The sequence below is a fragment of the Marinobacter sp. G5_S1_61_S3 genome (genome assembly GCF_054968585.1).
The window spans coordinates 1-15,471 of the sequence record NZ_JBQKUK010000030.1; the positions used below are offsets into that span (position 1 = coordinate 1).

Annotated in this window: 14 protein-coding genes; 10 read left to right on the forward strand and 4 right to left on the reverse strand. The window is 58.5% G+C overall.

Annotation, left to right across the window (positions count from 1 at the left end; all coding sequences use genetic code 11):
* Positions 1-51: 51 nt before the first annotated feature.
* The 3 genes from ACTRWH_RS20215 (at position 52) to ACTRWH_RS20225 (ending at position 4,771) form a co-directional block, all read left to right on the forward strand.
* On the forward strand, positions 52-2,046 hold the full coding sequence (locus ACTRWH_RS20215) for an acetyl/propionyl/methylcrotonyl-CoA carboxylase subunit alpha (RefSeq protein ID WP_379867358.1): 1,995 nt from the start codon (positions 52-54) through the stop codon (positions 2,044-2,046).
* On the forward strand, positions 2,043-2,870 hold the full coding sequence (locus ACTRWH_RS20220; RefSeq protein WP_075196556.1) for an SDR family oxidoreductase: 828 nt from the start codon (positions 2,043-2,045) through the stop codon (positions 2,868-2,870). Before ACTRWH_RS20215 ends, ACTRWH_RS20220 begins: the two co-directional genes overlap by 4 nt.
* A 71-nt stretch (positions 2,871-2,941) precedes the next feature.
* Entirely contained in the window at positions 2,942-4,771 is a 1,830-nt protein-coding gene (locus ACTRWH_RS20225; RefSeq protein WP_462826782.1) for a long-chain-acyl-CoA synthetase, read from the forward strand.
* A 179-nt stretch (positions 4,772-4,950) separates the two neighbouring features.
* On the opposite strand, the gene ACTRWH_RS20230 is transcribed toward ACTRWH_RS20225, so the two are convergent.
* Entirely contained in the window at positions 4,951-5,931 is a 981-nt protein-coding gene (locus ACTRWH_RS20230) for a zinc-binding dehydrogenase (protein WP_462826783.1), read from the reverse strand.
* Between the two features lie 291 nt (positions 5,932-6,222).
* On the opposite strand from ACTRWH_RS20230, the gene ACTRWH_RS20235 reads away from it, so the two are divergent.
* The 5 genes from ACTRWH_RS20235 to ACTRWH_RS20255 all read left to right on the forward strand — a co-directional run bounded on the left by ACTRWH_RS20235 (position 6,223) and on the right by ACTRWH_RS20255 (position 10,914).
* The gene (locus ACTRWH_RS20235) at positions 6,223-6,843 is read left to right on the forward strand and encodes a trimeric intracellular cation channel family protein (RefSeq protein ID WP_041332388.1); all 621 of its coding nucleotides are present in this window, start codon (positions 6,223-6,225) and stop codon (positions 6,841-6,843) included.
* Positions 6,844-6,970: 127 nt separating this feature from the next.
* Positions 6,971-8,269 (forward strand): NCS2 family permease, encoded by a 1,299-nt coding sequence (locus ACTRWH_RS20240; RefSeq protein ID WP_036209628.1) that lies wholly within the window; start codon positions 6,971-6,973, stop codon positions 8,267-8,269.
* Positions 8,270-8,296: 27 nt separating this feature from the next.
* Positions 8,297-8,839, forward strand: coding sequence for an adenine phosphoribosyltransferase (locus tag ACTRWH_RS20245; protein WP_036209624.1), 543 nt, complete (start codon positions 8,297-8,299; stop codon positions 8,837-8,839).
* 42 nt (positions 8,840-8,881) lie between these two features.
* Positions 8,882-9,544: a fumarylacetoacetate hydrolase family protein gene (locus ACTRWH_RS20250; protein WP_126811953.1), complete on the forward strand. Its 663-nt coding sequence runs from the start codon at positions 8,882-8,884 to the stop codon at positions 9,542-9,544.
* A gap of 62 nt (positions 9,545-9,606) precedes the next feature.
* Positions 9,607-10,914 (forward strand): ABC1 kinase family protein, encoded by a 1,308-nt coding sequence (locus ACTRWH_RS20255; protein ID WP_091640919.1) that lies wholly within the window; start codon positions 9,607-9,609, stop codon positions 10,912-10,914.
* On the opposite strand, the gene ACTRWH_RS20260 is transcribed toward ACTRWH_RS20255, so the two are convergent.
* From ACTRWH_RS20260 to ACTRWH_RS20270, 3 genes are read right to left on the reverse strand one after another with little or no spacing between them, the layout of a single operon-like run.
* A complete protein-coding gene (locus ACTRWH_RS20260) occupies positions 10,909-11,589 on the reverse strand; it encodes an SIR2 family NAD-dependent protein deacylase (RefSeq protein WP_041332385.1) in 681 nt (226 codons plus the stop codon). The two genes, ACTRWH_RS20255 and ACTRWH_RS20260, sit on opposite strands and share 6 nt — an antisense overlap.
* 32 nt (positions 11,590-11,621) lie before the next feature.
* Complete coding sequence (locus tag ACTRWH_RS20265) at positions 11,622-12,128, reverse strand: DUF2244 domain-containing protein (RefSeq protein WP_126811951.1); 507 nt, start codon at positions 12,126-12,128, stop codon at positions 11,622-11,624.
* Positions 12,129-12,172: 44 nt separating this feature from the next.
* A complete protein-coding gene (locus ACTRWH_RS20270; RefSeq protein ID WP_036209609.1) occupies positions 12,173-13,576 on the reverse strand; it encodes an FAD-binding oxidoreductase in 1,404 nt (467 codons plus the stop codon).
* 180 nt (positions 13,577-13,756) lie between these two features.
* On the opposite strand from ACTRWH_RS20270, the gene serA reads away from it, so the two are divergent.
* Both serA and ACTRWH_RS20280 read left to right on the forward strand, forming a co-directional pair.
* Positions 13,757-14,986, forward strand: a complete 1,230-nt coding sequence (gene serA / locus ACTRWH_RS20275) for a phosphoglycerate dehydrogenase (RefSeq protein WP_036209606.1) — start codon at positions 13,757-13,759, stop codon at positions 14,984-14,986.
* A gap of 199 nt (positions 14,987-15,185) precedes the next feature.
* Positions 15,186-15,470 (forward strand): hypothetical protein, encoded by a 285-nt coding sequence (locus ACTRWH_RS20280; RefSeq protein WP_007154450.1) that lies wholly within the window; start codon positions 15,186-15,188, stop codon positions 15,468-15,470.
* Position 15,471: the final 1 nt, after the last annotated feature.

Below are 15,471 nucleotides of genomic sequence, written 5' to 3' on the forward strand. Positions count from 1 at the left end.
GGCCTCCCTCCCACCAAAGCGGATAACCACCCAACCATGAGACCAGCAAAAATGCTAAAAAAGCTCCTGATAGCGAACCGAGGCGAAATCGCCGTACGGGTGATCAAAACCGCGAAGTCGCTGGGATACCGGACGGTGGCAGTGTATTCCGAGGCAGACGCCAAGGCCCTGCACGTGGAATTGGCCGACGAGGCGGTGTGTATCGGACCGGCTCAGGTATCGGCGTCGTATTTGAACGCAGAGGCGATTATTGAGGCGGCGCGGAAAACCGGGGCGGATTGTGTGCATCCGGGGTACGGGTTCCTGTCGGAGAATTCCGGGTTTGCCAGGGCCTGCAAAGACGCCGGCCTAGTGTTTGTGGGGCCGCCGGAGGCGGCTATTGAGCTGATGGGCAGTAAGCGGCGGTCGAAGATTGCCATGCAGGAAGCCGGTGTGCCGGTGGTGCCCGGGTTCGAAGGCGACAATGCCAGCGACGAAGAACTCATCAACGCCGCCGAAAATATCGGCTACCCATTGATGATCAAGGCCTCTGCCGGCGGGGGTGGCCGTGGTATGCGTCTGGTGGAAAAGGCAGCGGAACTGGCCGATAACATTCAGCGGGCTCGCTCCGAAGCCAAGCAGGCCTTTGGCGATGGTGAGCTGATTCTGGAGAAGGCGGTTATTGAACCCCGCCATATCGAAATCCAGATATTTGCAGACCAACACGGTAACGCGGTGTATCTCGGTGAACGGGACTGTTCAGTTCAGCGGCGCCATCAGAAAGTCGTCGAAGAGGCACCCTCTCCGTTTGTAACACCCGAACTGCGCCAGGCCATGGGCGAAGCTGCCGTGAAGGCGGCGCTGGCCTGTGGCTATGAAGGTGCTGGTACGGTCGAGTTCCTCGTCGACAAGGACCGCAACTTCTACTTCCTGGAAATGAACACCCGCCTGCAGGTGGAGCACCCCGTGACCGAACTGATCACCGGGCAGGATCTGGTGGCCTGGCAGCTTTCCGTTGCCGAGGGCCTGGCGCTGCCGCTAACACAGGACCAGATCCAGCTGAACGGCCATGCCATTGAAGTGCGCCTTTACGCAGAAGACCCAGCCAACGGCTTCACACCGCAAACCGGGCCGCTGCACCAGTTCCAGCCTGCGGAAGGCGAAGGGTTGCGGTGTGATACCGGCGTGCGCTCCGGGGACTCGATTACGCCTCACTATGATCCCATGCTGGCCAAGGTGATCGCCTGGGGGGCCAATCGCAACGAAGCCCGTCGTCGGCTGCTCAGGGCGCTGGAAGACACCACTGTATTCGGTGTGACCACCAACCGTTATTTCCTGAGCCGCATCATCGCGGACGACACCTTCGGCGAAGGCGAGGCCACCACCGCCTTCCTGCAACAGGCGTTCAGAGACGATCCATCCCTGGCACCAAAAGACATCAGCATCCGCGAGCTCGCGTTGGCAGCCTGCGTGTTCAGCCATGGCAATTCAGGCCGTCCTGACGTTCGGGCCAACCTCAATAACGCCTGGAGCAACGCACCCTCGACCGTCAGTCCGATGAAGCTGGATACCGGCGATAAAACCCTGGAACTGCTGGTCCGCCGCGCCGGCAATCATGTCACCGTGACCCTGGGCGAAGAGCAATACGAGCTCGACCTTGAAAGCATGGGCGATGGCCTGTTATGCATTATCGACAACGGCGTTCGTCAGCGATGCCAATATCACCGCCAGGGCGATCACCTATATTTGCAGGCGTTCGGGCAGGCACTGGCAGTGCGTGACGTGACCCACCAGCCGGCCAGCGGTGCCGCCGCCAGCGGCAGTGGCCGTATCAAGGCCACCATGGACGGCGCCATTATTGATGTTCTGGTCCAGGCCGGCCAGGCGGTGAAACAGGGCGACACCCTGGTCATCCTGGAGGCCATGAAGATGGAGCATCCGGTAAAAGCCGACCGCGATGGCACGGTCGGCGAGATACTGGCCACCAAAGGCGACCAGGTAAAACGCAGCCAGTTACTGGTAGAGATCACTGCCACAGACGCCACCTCAGAGGAGGCCGGACAATGAGCACAATGAAGAACAGAACCGTTTTTATAACCGGAGGCAGCCGGGGCATCGGGCGAGCCATCGCCCTTGCCTGTGCCCGAGAAGGTGCCAATGTGGTGATCGGCGCAAAATCCGACGAACCGCATCCAAAGCTGCCGGGCACGATACACAGCGTGGCGGAGGAAATTCGACAGGCAGGTGGCCAGGCCCTGCCACTGGTGCTGGATGTGCGAGACGAAAAACTGGTGCGCCAGCGGATAGATGAAGCTGCGAACCATTTTGGCGGCATTGATGCGCTGGTAAACAACGCGGGCGCCATCAAACTGACCGGCGTCGAGAACCTGAAGGTCAGCCGGTACGACCTGATGCATCAGGTCAACGCTCGCGCCGTATTCCTCTGCAGTCAGGCGGCATTGCCCTGGCTGAAGGAGTCCGACCAGGCCCATATCCTGAGCCTGTCGCCGCCTTTGAATTTGGATACCCGGTGGTTCGCCCAGTATGGACCCTACACCACCACCAAGTACGCCATGACCATGCTGAGCATGGGTATGGCCGAGGAGTTTCGGCGTTACGGGGTTTCAGTGAACACCCTGTGGCCTAAAACGTTAATCGCCACGGCCGCCATTGAGTTTGAAGTGGGCGGCCCGCAAATGATGGCCCAGGGCCGCAAGCCAGACATCATGGCGGACGCCGCACTGAGCGTCCTCAGCCGTCCTGCCGGGGCAATGACCGGTCAGTCCCTGATCGATGAGGACGTGCTCAGGGCCGACGGCGTAACGGATTTCGAACACTACCGGTACCAGCCAGGCGACAAGCCCCTGCTGCCGGACCTGTTTCTGGATTAACCCCGGAGCCATTCGTTGTCCGGGGGCAAAACAAACAACAACGTTTCACACTGACCCTGACGGATGACCCTATGACCCAGGACAACGTATCCCCACGTGACATTGCTCGCAGCCTGCCGGGCATACTCCGGCGATTTCCCGCCATTGCCAAGGGCTATTACTACTACTCGGTCAAAAACGAGAACAAGGACCTGACCCTTGGCACCCTGGTGGACCGCAACGCCGAAAAATACGGACACCGCCCGGCCATCCTGTTCGAAGACCGCAGCATTACCTGGCGGGAATTCAACGGTTGGGCCAACCGCATTGCCGGTTTCCTGAAGACAGAGGGCCTTATCCGGGGCGATACCATCGCCGTATTCCTGGAAAACCGCCCGGAGCTGCTCGCCGTGGTCGCCGGTGCCGCCAAGGTGGGCGTGGCCTGTGCCATGCTCAACACCTCCCAGAAGGGGCGCATACTGGAACACAGCATCAATCTGGTCAGTCCTAAAATGGTCGTTGTGGGCGAGGAACTGGTGGAGGCCTTTGACGGCGTGAAAGCCGATATCAGGACCAGCCACCCCAACCCATTCCTGTTCCTGGCCGATACCAACACCATGAACATCTTCGGCGATGCACCGGAGGGCTATGTGAACATGGCGGCAACGGTCAGCGCCCATCGGAATACGGCCCCCAAGCCGGCCGATCCGCCCACTATGGGTGACACCGCCATCTACCTGTTCACCTCCGGCACCACTGGCTTACCCAAGGCGGCGCCGGGCAGCCACCGCAAGTTCATGAAAGCCTACGGCGGGTTCGGCATGATGTCCCTGGACATGAAACCGGACGATGTCCTTTACTGCACCCTTCCGCTGTACCACGGCACCGCCCTGCTGGTGTGCTGGGGATCCGTGATGGCCGGTGGCTCTGCCATTGCCCTGCGTCGAAAATTCTCCGCCAGCGCGTTCTGGGACGACGTGCGGTATTTCCAGGCAACCACCTTCGGCTACGTGGGCGAACTCTGCCGTTACCTGCTGAATCAGCCCCCCAGCGAACAGGACCGCAATCACAACCTCACCAAGATGATCGGCAACGGCCTGCGCCCGTCCATCTGGAAGGAGTTCAAGGGACGCTTTGGTATCGAAACCGTGGCGGAACTCTATGCCTCCAGCGAGGGCAACATCGGCTTCAGCAATTTCTTCAACCTGGACAACACCGTTGGCTTTTCCACCGCCCCCTACAAACTGGTCAAATTCCACGACGGCACCCGCGACCCGGTTCGGAACGACAGCGGATTCATGCAGGAAGTCGAAAAGGGCGAGCCGGGCCTGCTGATCGGCGAGATCACCAAGAAGTGGTCCTTCGAGGGTTATACCCAGAAAGAAGCCACGGAAAAATCGATCCTGCGGGACGCCTTCAAGAAAGGCGACCAGTGGTTCAACACCGGTGACGTGCTAAAAGAAATCGGCTGCGGACACCTGCAGTTCGTGGACCGTATGGGCGACACTTTTCGCTGGAAAGGGGAAAACGTATCCACCACCGAGGTGGAGAACATCATCGACGGTTCCAATATGGTGGAGGAAGCCATTGTCTATGGGGTGGAGATCCCGGGCACCAACGGCAAGGCCGGCATGGTAACGCTGGTTCCCCATGCCAATGGCCAGGCATTTGATGTGAACCGGCTGTTCCGATACCTGAGCGACAACCTGCCGCCCTATGCGATTCCGGTGTTTGTGCGGGTAACCAGTGCCATCGAGAAAACGGGGACCTTCAAGTACCGCAAGGTGGACATCCAGAAAGCCGGTTATTCCATCGACAAGCCTGGGGAGGAAGTTTACGCCTGGTTACCCGGTACAGATGGTTATACCCGGTTGACCTCCGAGCTGGTTACCGAGATTGATGCCGGAAAGGTTCGGTTCTGAGGTTTTCTGGATCTAAGGCATACCTCCCATGCCTTGCCTGCATCGGTGGGGAGCCCCTCCCAAAAATGTGCGGAGCCATGGATGGCGGAGCCCAAGCGCACATGGATGTGCTTGAAGCGTTTTTTGGGAGGGGCTCCCCACCGATGCATCCACCGAAACAAACAGGCTAGGGGCCGGCTTTAAGAACCGACCTTAAGGACAACCTTCCCCGTAGCAGTCCGACCGGTCAGCGCTCCGAGAGCCTTCTCATAGTCCTCGAAGTCATAGACTTCGCTGATTCGTGGATTAATCTTGCCCTCAGAGAACAGCTTCAGCAGCTCCATCATGTTCTGGGCACTGTTCTGCGGCTCACGCTGGGTGAAGCTGCCCCAGAACACACCGACCACCGAACAACCCTTCAGCAGCGTCAGGTTCGCCGGAATCTTGGGGATATCGCCAGCCGCGAAGCCGATGATCAGGTGACGGCCGTTCCAGGCCATGGCGCGCAACGCCTGCTCCGTAAAATCACCGCCGACCGGATCGTAGATCACATCCACGCCCTTACTGTTGGTCAGGCGTTTAACCGCGTCTTTCAACGGCTCTTCGGTGTAGTTGATCAGCTCGTCGGCACCGGCCTCTTTCGCCACCGCCAGCTTCTCTGCCGTACTGGCTGCCGCAATCACATGGGCGCCCATGGCTTTACCCAGTTCCACCGTTGCCAGGCCAACACCGCCGCTGGCACCCAACACCAACAGAGTTTCCCCCGACTGGATATTGGCGCGTTGCTTGAGAGCGTAATACGAGGTGCCATAGACCATGGAAAAAGCAGCCGCTTTTTCGTCGGACATGGATTCGGGAATGGGCAGGATGTTCTGCTCCGGGACGACCACCTCTTCGGCAAAGGCACCGTAGCCGGTGAGGCCGGCAACCCGGTCACCCGGCTTGAAGCGAGTGACTTTCTCGCCGATTTCAATTACCTCGCCAGACATCTCTCCACCGGGAGAAAACGGCATGGTGGGCTTGAGCTGGTACTTGCCTTCAATGATCAAGGTATCCGGGAAGTTCAGGCCGGCAGCCTTAACGCGCACCTTGACCCCGTGACCTTTCACGACGGGGCTGGTGACGTCTTCAATCACCAGCGTCTCCGCCGGGCCGTATTCCTTGCAGAGGATCGCTCTCATATTCGTGACTCCGTTGTAGGACAGTCGATATTTGGACGGTCGATAGAGGACAACATCAATGGATGGTTATCAACCTAAACAGAGTCGGATCATGAAGCAAATAAAGAAATCTAATCTCTCCGGATTAGCTGGACTTATTCTGATCGGAAAAATGACTCACTGGCATAGGCCAGACGAATCAGAGACATAGTCATTGCTCAATACGCGTAACAGCTTCAAGATATGCCTCAAACACGCTTCAAAAAGCGGGAACGGATCACAGCGTTCGCAATACGCGGCTTAGGGCCAGAGATGTTTGACATAATTTACGTGCTGGAAATGACCGGTGTGATTGCCTTTGCGATCTCCGGCATGTTGATCGCCCGATCCAAGAACATGGACCCGGTGGGCGTTTTCACCATCGGATTCGTGACCGCCCTGGGGGGAGGAACCCTTCGTGACCTGATGATGGATAATCACCCGTTGTACTGGATCAAGCATCAGGAGCAACCTATCCTGATCCTCTGCATGGCCGTTGTGTTCAGCTACTGGCACCGTGTCGAGCGTATCCGCGAATCGCGCATCCTGCTTCCTGATGCCCTCGGCCTGGGTGTTTTCACAATCCTCGGCGCGCAGTTGGCTCTGGACCTGGGCCACTCCTGGTTTGTGGCGTCACTCCTGGGCGTGATGACCGGTACTTTTGGTGGTGCCCTGCGTGACACCTTCTGCAATGAGGTGCCGTTGATTTTCCGCAAAGACCAGATCTACGCGTCCATATCCTTCGCCGGCTGTTGGCTATACTTTGTTTGCCAGTGGCTGCTGGAGAGCGAATCCCTGGCCATGACCATTGGCCTCTTGTTTATTTTCATCACCCGACTGCTGGCTGTGCGCTTCGACATCCGCCTCCAGCGGGACAGGCGAACAGTGCAATGAGGCTACCGATGATCAATCGTCCCTTGGCGTTCTCGCCTCCAGCCGGTAACATTGCCGTTTTTTCACCCAATTCCTGAAACCGGTTCATTCAACCCCCATTCAGCACCCTGTAAGGCAGGCATACGTCATGCTAGAACGACTATTCAAGCTCCAGGCTAATGGCACCACAGTTCGCAAAGAGGTACTAGCGGGCTTTACCACCTTCCTGACCATGGCTTACATCATCGTGGTCAATCCCAGCATTCTCTCGGCTACCGGCATGGACTTCGGCGCGGTATTCGTGGCGACCTGCCTGGCGGCCACCATAGGCACCCTGATCATGGGGCTCTGGGCCAACTACCCGATCGCGCTGGCGCCGGGCATGGGCCTGAACGCGTTCTTCTCGTTCACCGTTGTTGGCGGCATGGGCTATAGCTGGCAGGTGGCCTTGGGTGCTGTCTTCATTTCCGGCTTTATCTTCTTCCTGCTGAGTATCTTCAAAGTCCGGGAATGGATCATCAACAGCATTCCCATGTCCCTGCGTTTTGGCATCTCCGCCGGCATTGGCTTCTTTCTGGCGCTCATCGCGCTGAAAAATGCCGGCATCGTGATTGATAACCCCGCCACCCTGGTTGGTCTGGGTGACGTGAAAGTGGCTGAGAGCCTGTTGTTCTTCGGCGGTTTCGTGCTGATCTGTGCTCTGTCCTTCCGCAAGATCACCGGTGCGGTGATGATCGGGATCATTGCCGTGACAGCAGCAGCCATGGGGCTGGGCATGGTGGAGTACGATGGTTTTGCGTCCGCGCCCCCAAGTCTGGCGCCGACCTTCATGCAGCTGGACCTCGCAGGGGCGCTGAACATTGGCATGATCAGCGTGATTTTCGCCTTTCTGTTTGTAGACCTGTTTGACACCTCCGGCACCCTCATCGGCGCCGCCCAGCGCGGTGGCCTGCTGGACAAGGACGGCAAACTGCCACGGCTGGGCCGTGCGCTGATGTCCGATTCCGTAGCCACCATGTCCGGCGCTGCCCTCGGCACCTCCACCACCACCAGCTACATCGAATCCACCGCCGGCATCTCCGCCGGTGGCCGCACCGGCCTGACCGCTGTGGTCGTCGCGGCGCTGTTCATGGCGTGCCTGCTGCTCTCGCCCATTGCCAGTATTATTCCGGCTTACGCCACCGCTCCGGCGCTTCTTTATGTCGCGGTGCTGATGGCCAGCGGCCTGAAGCTGATCGAATGGGACGACGTCACCGAAGCCGCACCGGCAGTGGTAACCGCCCTGATGATGCCGCTGACCTTCTCGATCGCCAACGGCATTGCCCTGGGCTTCGTTACCTATGCCATCCTCAAGGCCTTGAGCGGCCGCTGGTCGGACCTGAACCCCAGCGTGGTCATCATCGCCGTGGTCTTTATCCTGAAATTCATCTTCCTGGACGCAGCCTAAGCTGCGCTTTCAGCGCTTGGACACGCTATGGACTATTTTTCAGAAAGCATCAAGAAAGCCATTCGCACCGTGCCAGACTGGCCCAAGCCAGGCGTCGCCTTCCGCGACATCACCACCGTGCTCCAGGACCGCACCGCGTTCCGCAAGCTGATTGATGCCTTCGTTCACCGCTACCACGGCCACGATATTGATGCCGTTGCCGCCGTAGATGCCCGTGGTTTTATCATCGGCTCCGCCCTGGCCTATGAGCTGAACGCCTCGCTGGTACTGATCCGCAAGAAAGGCAAGCTGCCGTTCGATACCCTGGTGGAAGACTACGAACTGGAGTACGGCACCGCCTCGGTGGAACTGCACAAGGACGCCTTCAAGCCCGGCGACAACGTGGTGCTGGTGGACGACCTGATCGCCACCGGCGGCACCATGCTGGCCGCCTCACGGCTCATTCGCAGAATTGGCGCCGAGATCGTCGAAGTGGCTGCCATGATTGACCTCCCCGACCTGGGGGGCTCACGCAAGCTGCAGGAAGAGGAGTTGAAGGTTTATACTGTTTGCTCTTTTGAGGGTGATTAGGGAGCGCCTCGCTCCCTTCCATAACGCACGACGGGAGCGGCCATGCCTGACTATCAGCACCACTGGAAAGACGGAACACCGGTTAACCTGCCCTTGGGCAAAATCGTCTGCATCGGTCGTAACTATGCGGAACATGCCCGGGAGCTGAACAACCCGGTTCCGGATGAGCCCCTGCTGTTTATCAAACCGGCAACCTCCGCGGTGCACATCACCCGCCCCCTGGACTTCCCACGCAACCAGGGCGCGGTTCATTTTGAAACCGAGCTGGCCGTGCTGATCGGCCGCCCACTGACCAATGCGTCGGCCAGCGACGCCGAAGCCGCTATCCTTGGCTACGGCCTGGCGCTGGACCTGACGCTGCGAGACGTGCAATCCCGGCTCAAAGAGAAAGGCCAGCCCTGGGAACGCGCCAAGGCCTTTGACGGTGCCTGCCCACTGTCGCCCTTCGTGTGTATCGACCGTCTCCGCCGAGACCATCTCACCTTTACCCTCGACATCAACCGCGAACGCCAGCAAACCGGTGATACCCGGGATATGCTGAACCCGATCGTGCCATTGATCGCCCACATGAGCACCCAATTCACCCTGATGCCCGGCGATGTGGTTCTTACCGGTACACCAAAAGGCGTTGGCCCCCTGGAATCCGGCCAGATATTGTCTCTGGAACTGGAAGACGCCTTGTTTGTGGAGACCACCGTGCTCTAGGCTGGGCATGGGACATTGCGATCCTCCTCAGGTCCATCGGCTCTTCAGGACGTATAACAGGCATGGCAAAGAAACCGGTTACCACACGCAGCGGACGATTCTTCAGACTGGCAGGCATGACGGCGTCCGTGGCCGGTCAGTATGCCGGGCAGCGTGCGCGCCGGATATTCCGCAGCGAGGAAGACAACGAGGGCGCCCGCTCTGAGAGCTATACCCGCATGGCGGACCAGATTGTCGATACCCTGGGTGAGCTCAAGGGCGCGGTCATGAAAGTCGGCCAGATTGCCTCCCAGACCCAGGACTTTCTGCCCCGGGAATTCTCGGATGCCCTTGAGCGGCTTCAGAAAGAGGCTCCGCCCATGCCGTTCGAGGTAATTGTCGGTCAGGTGGAGAGCGAACTGGGCAAACCGGTGTCAGAACTGTTCGAATACCTGCAGGAAAAACCCTACGCAGCGGCGTCCATCGGTCAGGTTCACCGGGCCCGCCTGCACGACGGCACCGATGTCATCGTCAAGGTTCAGTACCCCGGCGTGGACGAATCCTGCGACAGCGACCTGAAACAGCTACGAATGGCCCTGAAACTGGGCGGCCTGCTGAAAATGCCGAAAGAGCACGTCGACCAGCTGTTCGGCGAAATCCGGGTGCGGCTCAAAGAGGAACTGGATTACGAGAACGAGGCCCGCAACCTGAAGGAATTCCAGGCATTCCATGCCAGTGACGACTGGATCGAGATCCCGACCGTCTTTGCCAGCCACTCGTCCCGGCGGGTACTGACCATGGAGCTGGTGGAAGGCGACCATATCAGCGAGGTAACCCCCGCAAGATACGATCAGGACACCATCAACCTGATCGGGCACCGCATCTTCACCATGATGGCGGACCAGCTTTTCCGCTACCAGTGCATCCATGGCGACCCCCACGCCGGCAATTTCGCCTACCGGCCCGATGGCACCATCATCCTTTATGACTTTGGTTGCGTGAAAAAGCTGAAGCCGGAAATCGTCGAGGCCTATCGCAACGCCCTGGTCTCCGCCCTGGAAGAGGATTACGCCGCCCTGGATCGCCACCTGATCGCCCTTGGTGCTCGCGTGGAATCACAGCCGGCGGTGGACGAAGCCTACTATGCCATGTGGCGGGACATTCTGATTCAGCCCTTTGACAGTGACACCCCCTACGACTTTGCCGAGTCTGAGTTGCACAAGGACGTCGCTGCAAAAACCACCACCGTGTTCAAGTACCTGGACTACTTCAAGCCGCCGGTAGAGAGCATCTTCATTGACCGAATGATTGCCGGCCATTACTGGATGATGAAGCGTTTGGGGGTGCAAGCAGCATTTCGGGAAGAACTTGAGGAGTATCTGGCGTTATAACCCCAGCCCCTTCATCCACTCCGCAACGCCCTCACCGGCGCCCTTGCGAATAACCTTCGCCCTCGAAAGGCTCGCCGGTTCACCAGGATCGATGACCGTTACCGGCACATCGAAATTCACCAGATCCACCAGCCCGGCTGCGGGGTAGACTTGCAGGGACGTGCCCACAATCAGCAGATGATCTGCGGTGGGCACGATCTCCGCTGCGGCCTCGATCATCGGCACTTCCTCGCCGAACCATACGATGTGCGGCCGAAGCTGGGAGCCGCGATCACAGGTATCTCCAGGCTGTATGTCGTTGAATCCGATGTCGTAAATCAGTTCCGGATGCGTCGAACTGCGGGCTTTGGTGAGTTCGCCGTGCAGGTGTATAACATTGCTGGAGCCGCCCCGCTCATGCAGGTTGTCCACGTTCTGGGTAATGATCGTTACCCGGTAATGCTGCTCCAGTTCCGCCAGCAAGCGGTGGGCGTCATTTGGTTGTGCCGACTTCAACTGCCGCCGGCGTTCGTTGTAGAAGCGCAGCACCAGTTCCTGGTTTCGGGCAAAGGCTTCTGGCGTCGCCACATCATAGACACTGTGTTGTTCCCACAGGCCGCCATTATCGCGAAACGTGGAGAGTCCGCTTTCGGCGCTCATACCGGCGCCGCTGAGCACAACGATGTGATCTTTCATACAGCAACACTTTGATTGTCAGATGAATGTAGTCAGAACCAGCGCTTCTCCGGCCTGCGCCGTTTTTCCACCCTCAGCCCATGCCTCTCCAGGATAGCAACCAGTTCCTCGGTGTCATCGATATTGAGGAAGGGTGCGAGGGAAATTTCCTCGCCCCGGAACTGCAGGTGAAGCTTTGGGGGAGTCCAGGGATGGCGTGGCATGTCCTGCCATACGCGGGTGTGGCGCCGGGGCAGCTCCCATTCCCGCTCCTTCTGGGTCAGGCCTTTTTCCAGGCGGATCAGCTCCGGTGCGAACGTGAGCACTTCGCGCCTCTGGCACTGACGGGAAGTGTAGTAGAACGCCGCCGCCAATGCGGTCAACTCAAGACCCGCGAACGGCAATACCGGCCATGCTCCGGCCAGTAGCATGCCAGTGGAAATAACCAGCGAAAGCAACACAGCCGCAAGCCAAATGCGGATATTGCCCCGCCAGTTCATGGACCGGTTGGGGGTCAGGAGAAAACAGTCGCCTTCACACTCGGAAAGCTGCTCTACCATTCAGGTCGCTCCCAGGAGCCACCACCCGCATCGCCTGAACGCCTTCAGTCAAATATCTTGCCGGGGTTCATCACACCCTTGGGGTCGAACACCTGCTTGATGCCCCTCAGGTAGGCAATTTCAGCGGCGCTGCGCGTGTACTCCAGATACGGCTTCTTGGTCATGCCGACACCATGCTCGGCAGACACACTGCCCTGATAACGTTCGACAATCTCGAAGACCCATTTGTTCACCTGTTGGCATTTCTCAAAGAAATCCTCTTTGGCCAGGTCTTCCGGTTTGAGGATGTTCAGGTGCAAGTTGCCGTCGCCGATGTGGCCGAACCAGATAATCTCGAAATCCGGGTAGTGCTCGGTGACCACCGCGTCGATTTCCTGCAGGAACCCTGGCACCTTGGAAACCACCACAGAGATATCGTTCTTATACGGCGTACGCGGTGCAATGGACTCTGAAATGCGCTCCCGCAGTTGCCAAAGGTTCAGGGCCTGGGTTTCGCTCTGGCTGATAACGCCGTCCAGCACCCAGCCGTTTTCCACGCACTGTTCGAACAGCGCCATGGCATCGTCCATCACCTGGTCGGACACCGCCTCAAATTCCAGCAGCGCGTAGTACGGAGCCTCGGTTTCGAACGGCGCCTGCACCTGGCCATGGGCCAGTACATGCCCCATGGCCTGATGGGAGAAGAACTCGTAGGCGGTCAGATCGATCTGCTTCTGGAACGCCTGCAGCACGTCCATGGTGTTGGTCAGGTCGTTCAGGCCCAGCACCAGCACGGTCAGATTATCCGGCTTGCGAGAGAGCTTCATGGTGGCCTCGGTAATAAATCCGAGAGTGCCTTCCGCGCCGATAAACAGATGGCGCAGGTCGTACCCGGTGTTGTTCTTCGCCAGATCTTTGTTCAGATCGAGGATATCCCCCTTGCCGGTGACCACTTTCAGACCAGCCACCCAGTCCCGGCTCATGCCGTAGCGGATTACCTTGATACCACCGGCGTTGGTGGAGAGGTTGCCGCCAAGCTGGCTGGAACCGGCCGAGGCGAAATCCACGGGATAATACAAGCCGTTGTCTTCGGCGTAGGTCTGCAGTTGTTCCGTCACTACCCCGGCCTGACACTTCACGGTGCGATCGCTGGCGCTGAAGTCCAGAATCTGGTTCATGTTGTCAAACGCCACCACAACCTCACCATTGGCCGCCACGGCTCCGGCACTCAGGCCGGTGCGCCCACCAGAAGGCACCAGAGCCACCTGGTTCTCGTTGGCAAACCTCACCAGCGCCTGCACCTGTTCCGTCGTCTTGGGCAAAACAATGGCCACGGGCTTGGGTGGATAGATCTTCGTCCAGTCCTTGCCGTAATTTTCCAGGTCGGCCGCGTCAGTCAGCACTTTTCCGGGGGTCTGGCCCGCTTCCATCAGGGCTTTGAGGGAGGCAACGATCTGTTCAGGATTCATGGATAGTCCGGTCTCGCAAAGGGTTAATCAGGGCGCCGGTAGGCAGAGTTGATTCAGGTGGTCCGACGCGCTGTGAAAATCTGCGTTTATGGTATCATACCGCCCCTGTTCTGTGAGCCCGCCCGCCAACAGCGGTCCTCACGGGTCATTTCATGTGACGAAAGGTTCGGAAGCAAGCCCATGTCAAATACGTCTCTTGAAAAGAGCAAAATCCGCATCCTGCTGCTGGAAGGCGTGCACCAGTCCGCCATTGATACCCTGAACGCCGCAGGCTATACCAACATCGAATTCCTGACTCATTCACTGGCCGAAGACGAGCTGGTGGAGAAAATCGCCGACGCTCATTTCGTGGGTATCCGCTCACGCACCCAGCTGACCGAGAAGGTATTCGACGCTGCCCAGAAGCTGGTAGCGGTGGGCTGTTTCTGCATTGGCACCAACCAGGTTGACCTTCAGGCGGCCACCCGTCGCGGTATCGCTGTTTTCAACGCACCTTTCTCCAACACCCGCAGTGTGGCGGAGCTGGTTCTGGCCCAGGCGATTCTGTTGCTGCGCGGCGTACCTGAGAAAAACGCCAAGGCCCACCGTGGTGAATGGCTGAAGTCCGCCAAGGACAGCTACGAAATCCGTGGCAAGAAGCTCGGCATCATCGGTTATGGCAACATCGGCACCCAGTTCAGCGTGCTGGCCGAAGGCCTGGGCATGGACGTGTACTTCTACGACGTGGTGTCCAAACTGTCCATCGGCAATGCCACCCAGGTAGGCACCCTGCAGGAGCTGCTCAACACCTGCGATGTGATCAGCCTGCACGTTCCCGAAACGCCGTCCACCAAGTACATGTTCAAGGCCGAGCAGTTTGCCCAGATGAAGCCGGGCAGCATCCTGATGAACGCTTCCAGGGGTACCGTGGTAGACATTGACGCCCTGGCCGATGCCCTGGGCAGTGGCAAGCTCCTGGGCGCCGCCATTGATGTCTTCCCCGTTGAACCCAAGTCCAACAATGAAGAGTTCATCTCTCCACTGCGCGAGTTCGACAACGTGATCCTGACTCCGCACGTCGGTGGCTCCACCATTGAGGCACAGGAAAACATTGGCCGCGAAGTGGCAGAAAAGCTGGCCATGTACAGCGACAACGGCACGTCTGTCTCTTCCGTGAACTTCCCGGAAGTGGCCCTGCCCTCACATCCGAACCAGCACCGCCTGCTGCACATCCACGAAAACGTGCCGGGCGTGATGTCGGAAATCAACCAGGTGTTCTCGGAAAACGGCATCAACATCTGTGGCCAGTACCTGCAAACCAAGGAAGACATTGGTTACGTGGTGATCGACGTCGACAAGGAGTACGGCGAGTTGGCACTTGAGAAACTGCTGAAAGTCAAAGGCACCATCCGCTGCCGCGTGCTGTTCTGATCCAGACGGTGTTTCAGCACCACAAAGAAGCCGGGGCCAACAGGTCCCGGCTTTTTTATGGCCAAACAGGCCAACTCCCGCACATGACCTCTTATTAATCCTCTTTTAGGGCACTTGACCTTGAGATGTCATCAGATGCAGCCATGATGGAAGTGAAAGCTTTAACATTGCATCCAACATTCACTCCAAGGAGCATTCCATGTCACTGAAGGAGTCATTGCAGAAAAAACTGGAAACCCAGACCGAGTACTGGAGCAAACAGATCCAGAGCCTGCAGGCCGATGCTGAAGAAAGGATGGCAAAAGCCCAGGACGACCAGGCAGAGGCTGAAATCCAGAAAGATTTCTCCGAGCGCATTCAGGCGCTGGAAGAACACGTCGAAGAAGCACGCAAGAAGATTTCGGAAATCCGGGATTCAGGGGAAGACCAGTTGCGGGACCTGAAGGCAAGGATTGACGAGTGGCTTCCCGGCGGGAAGAACTAGG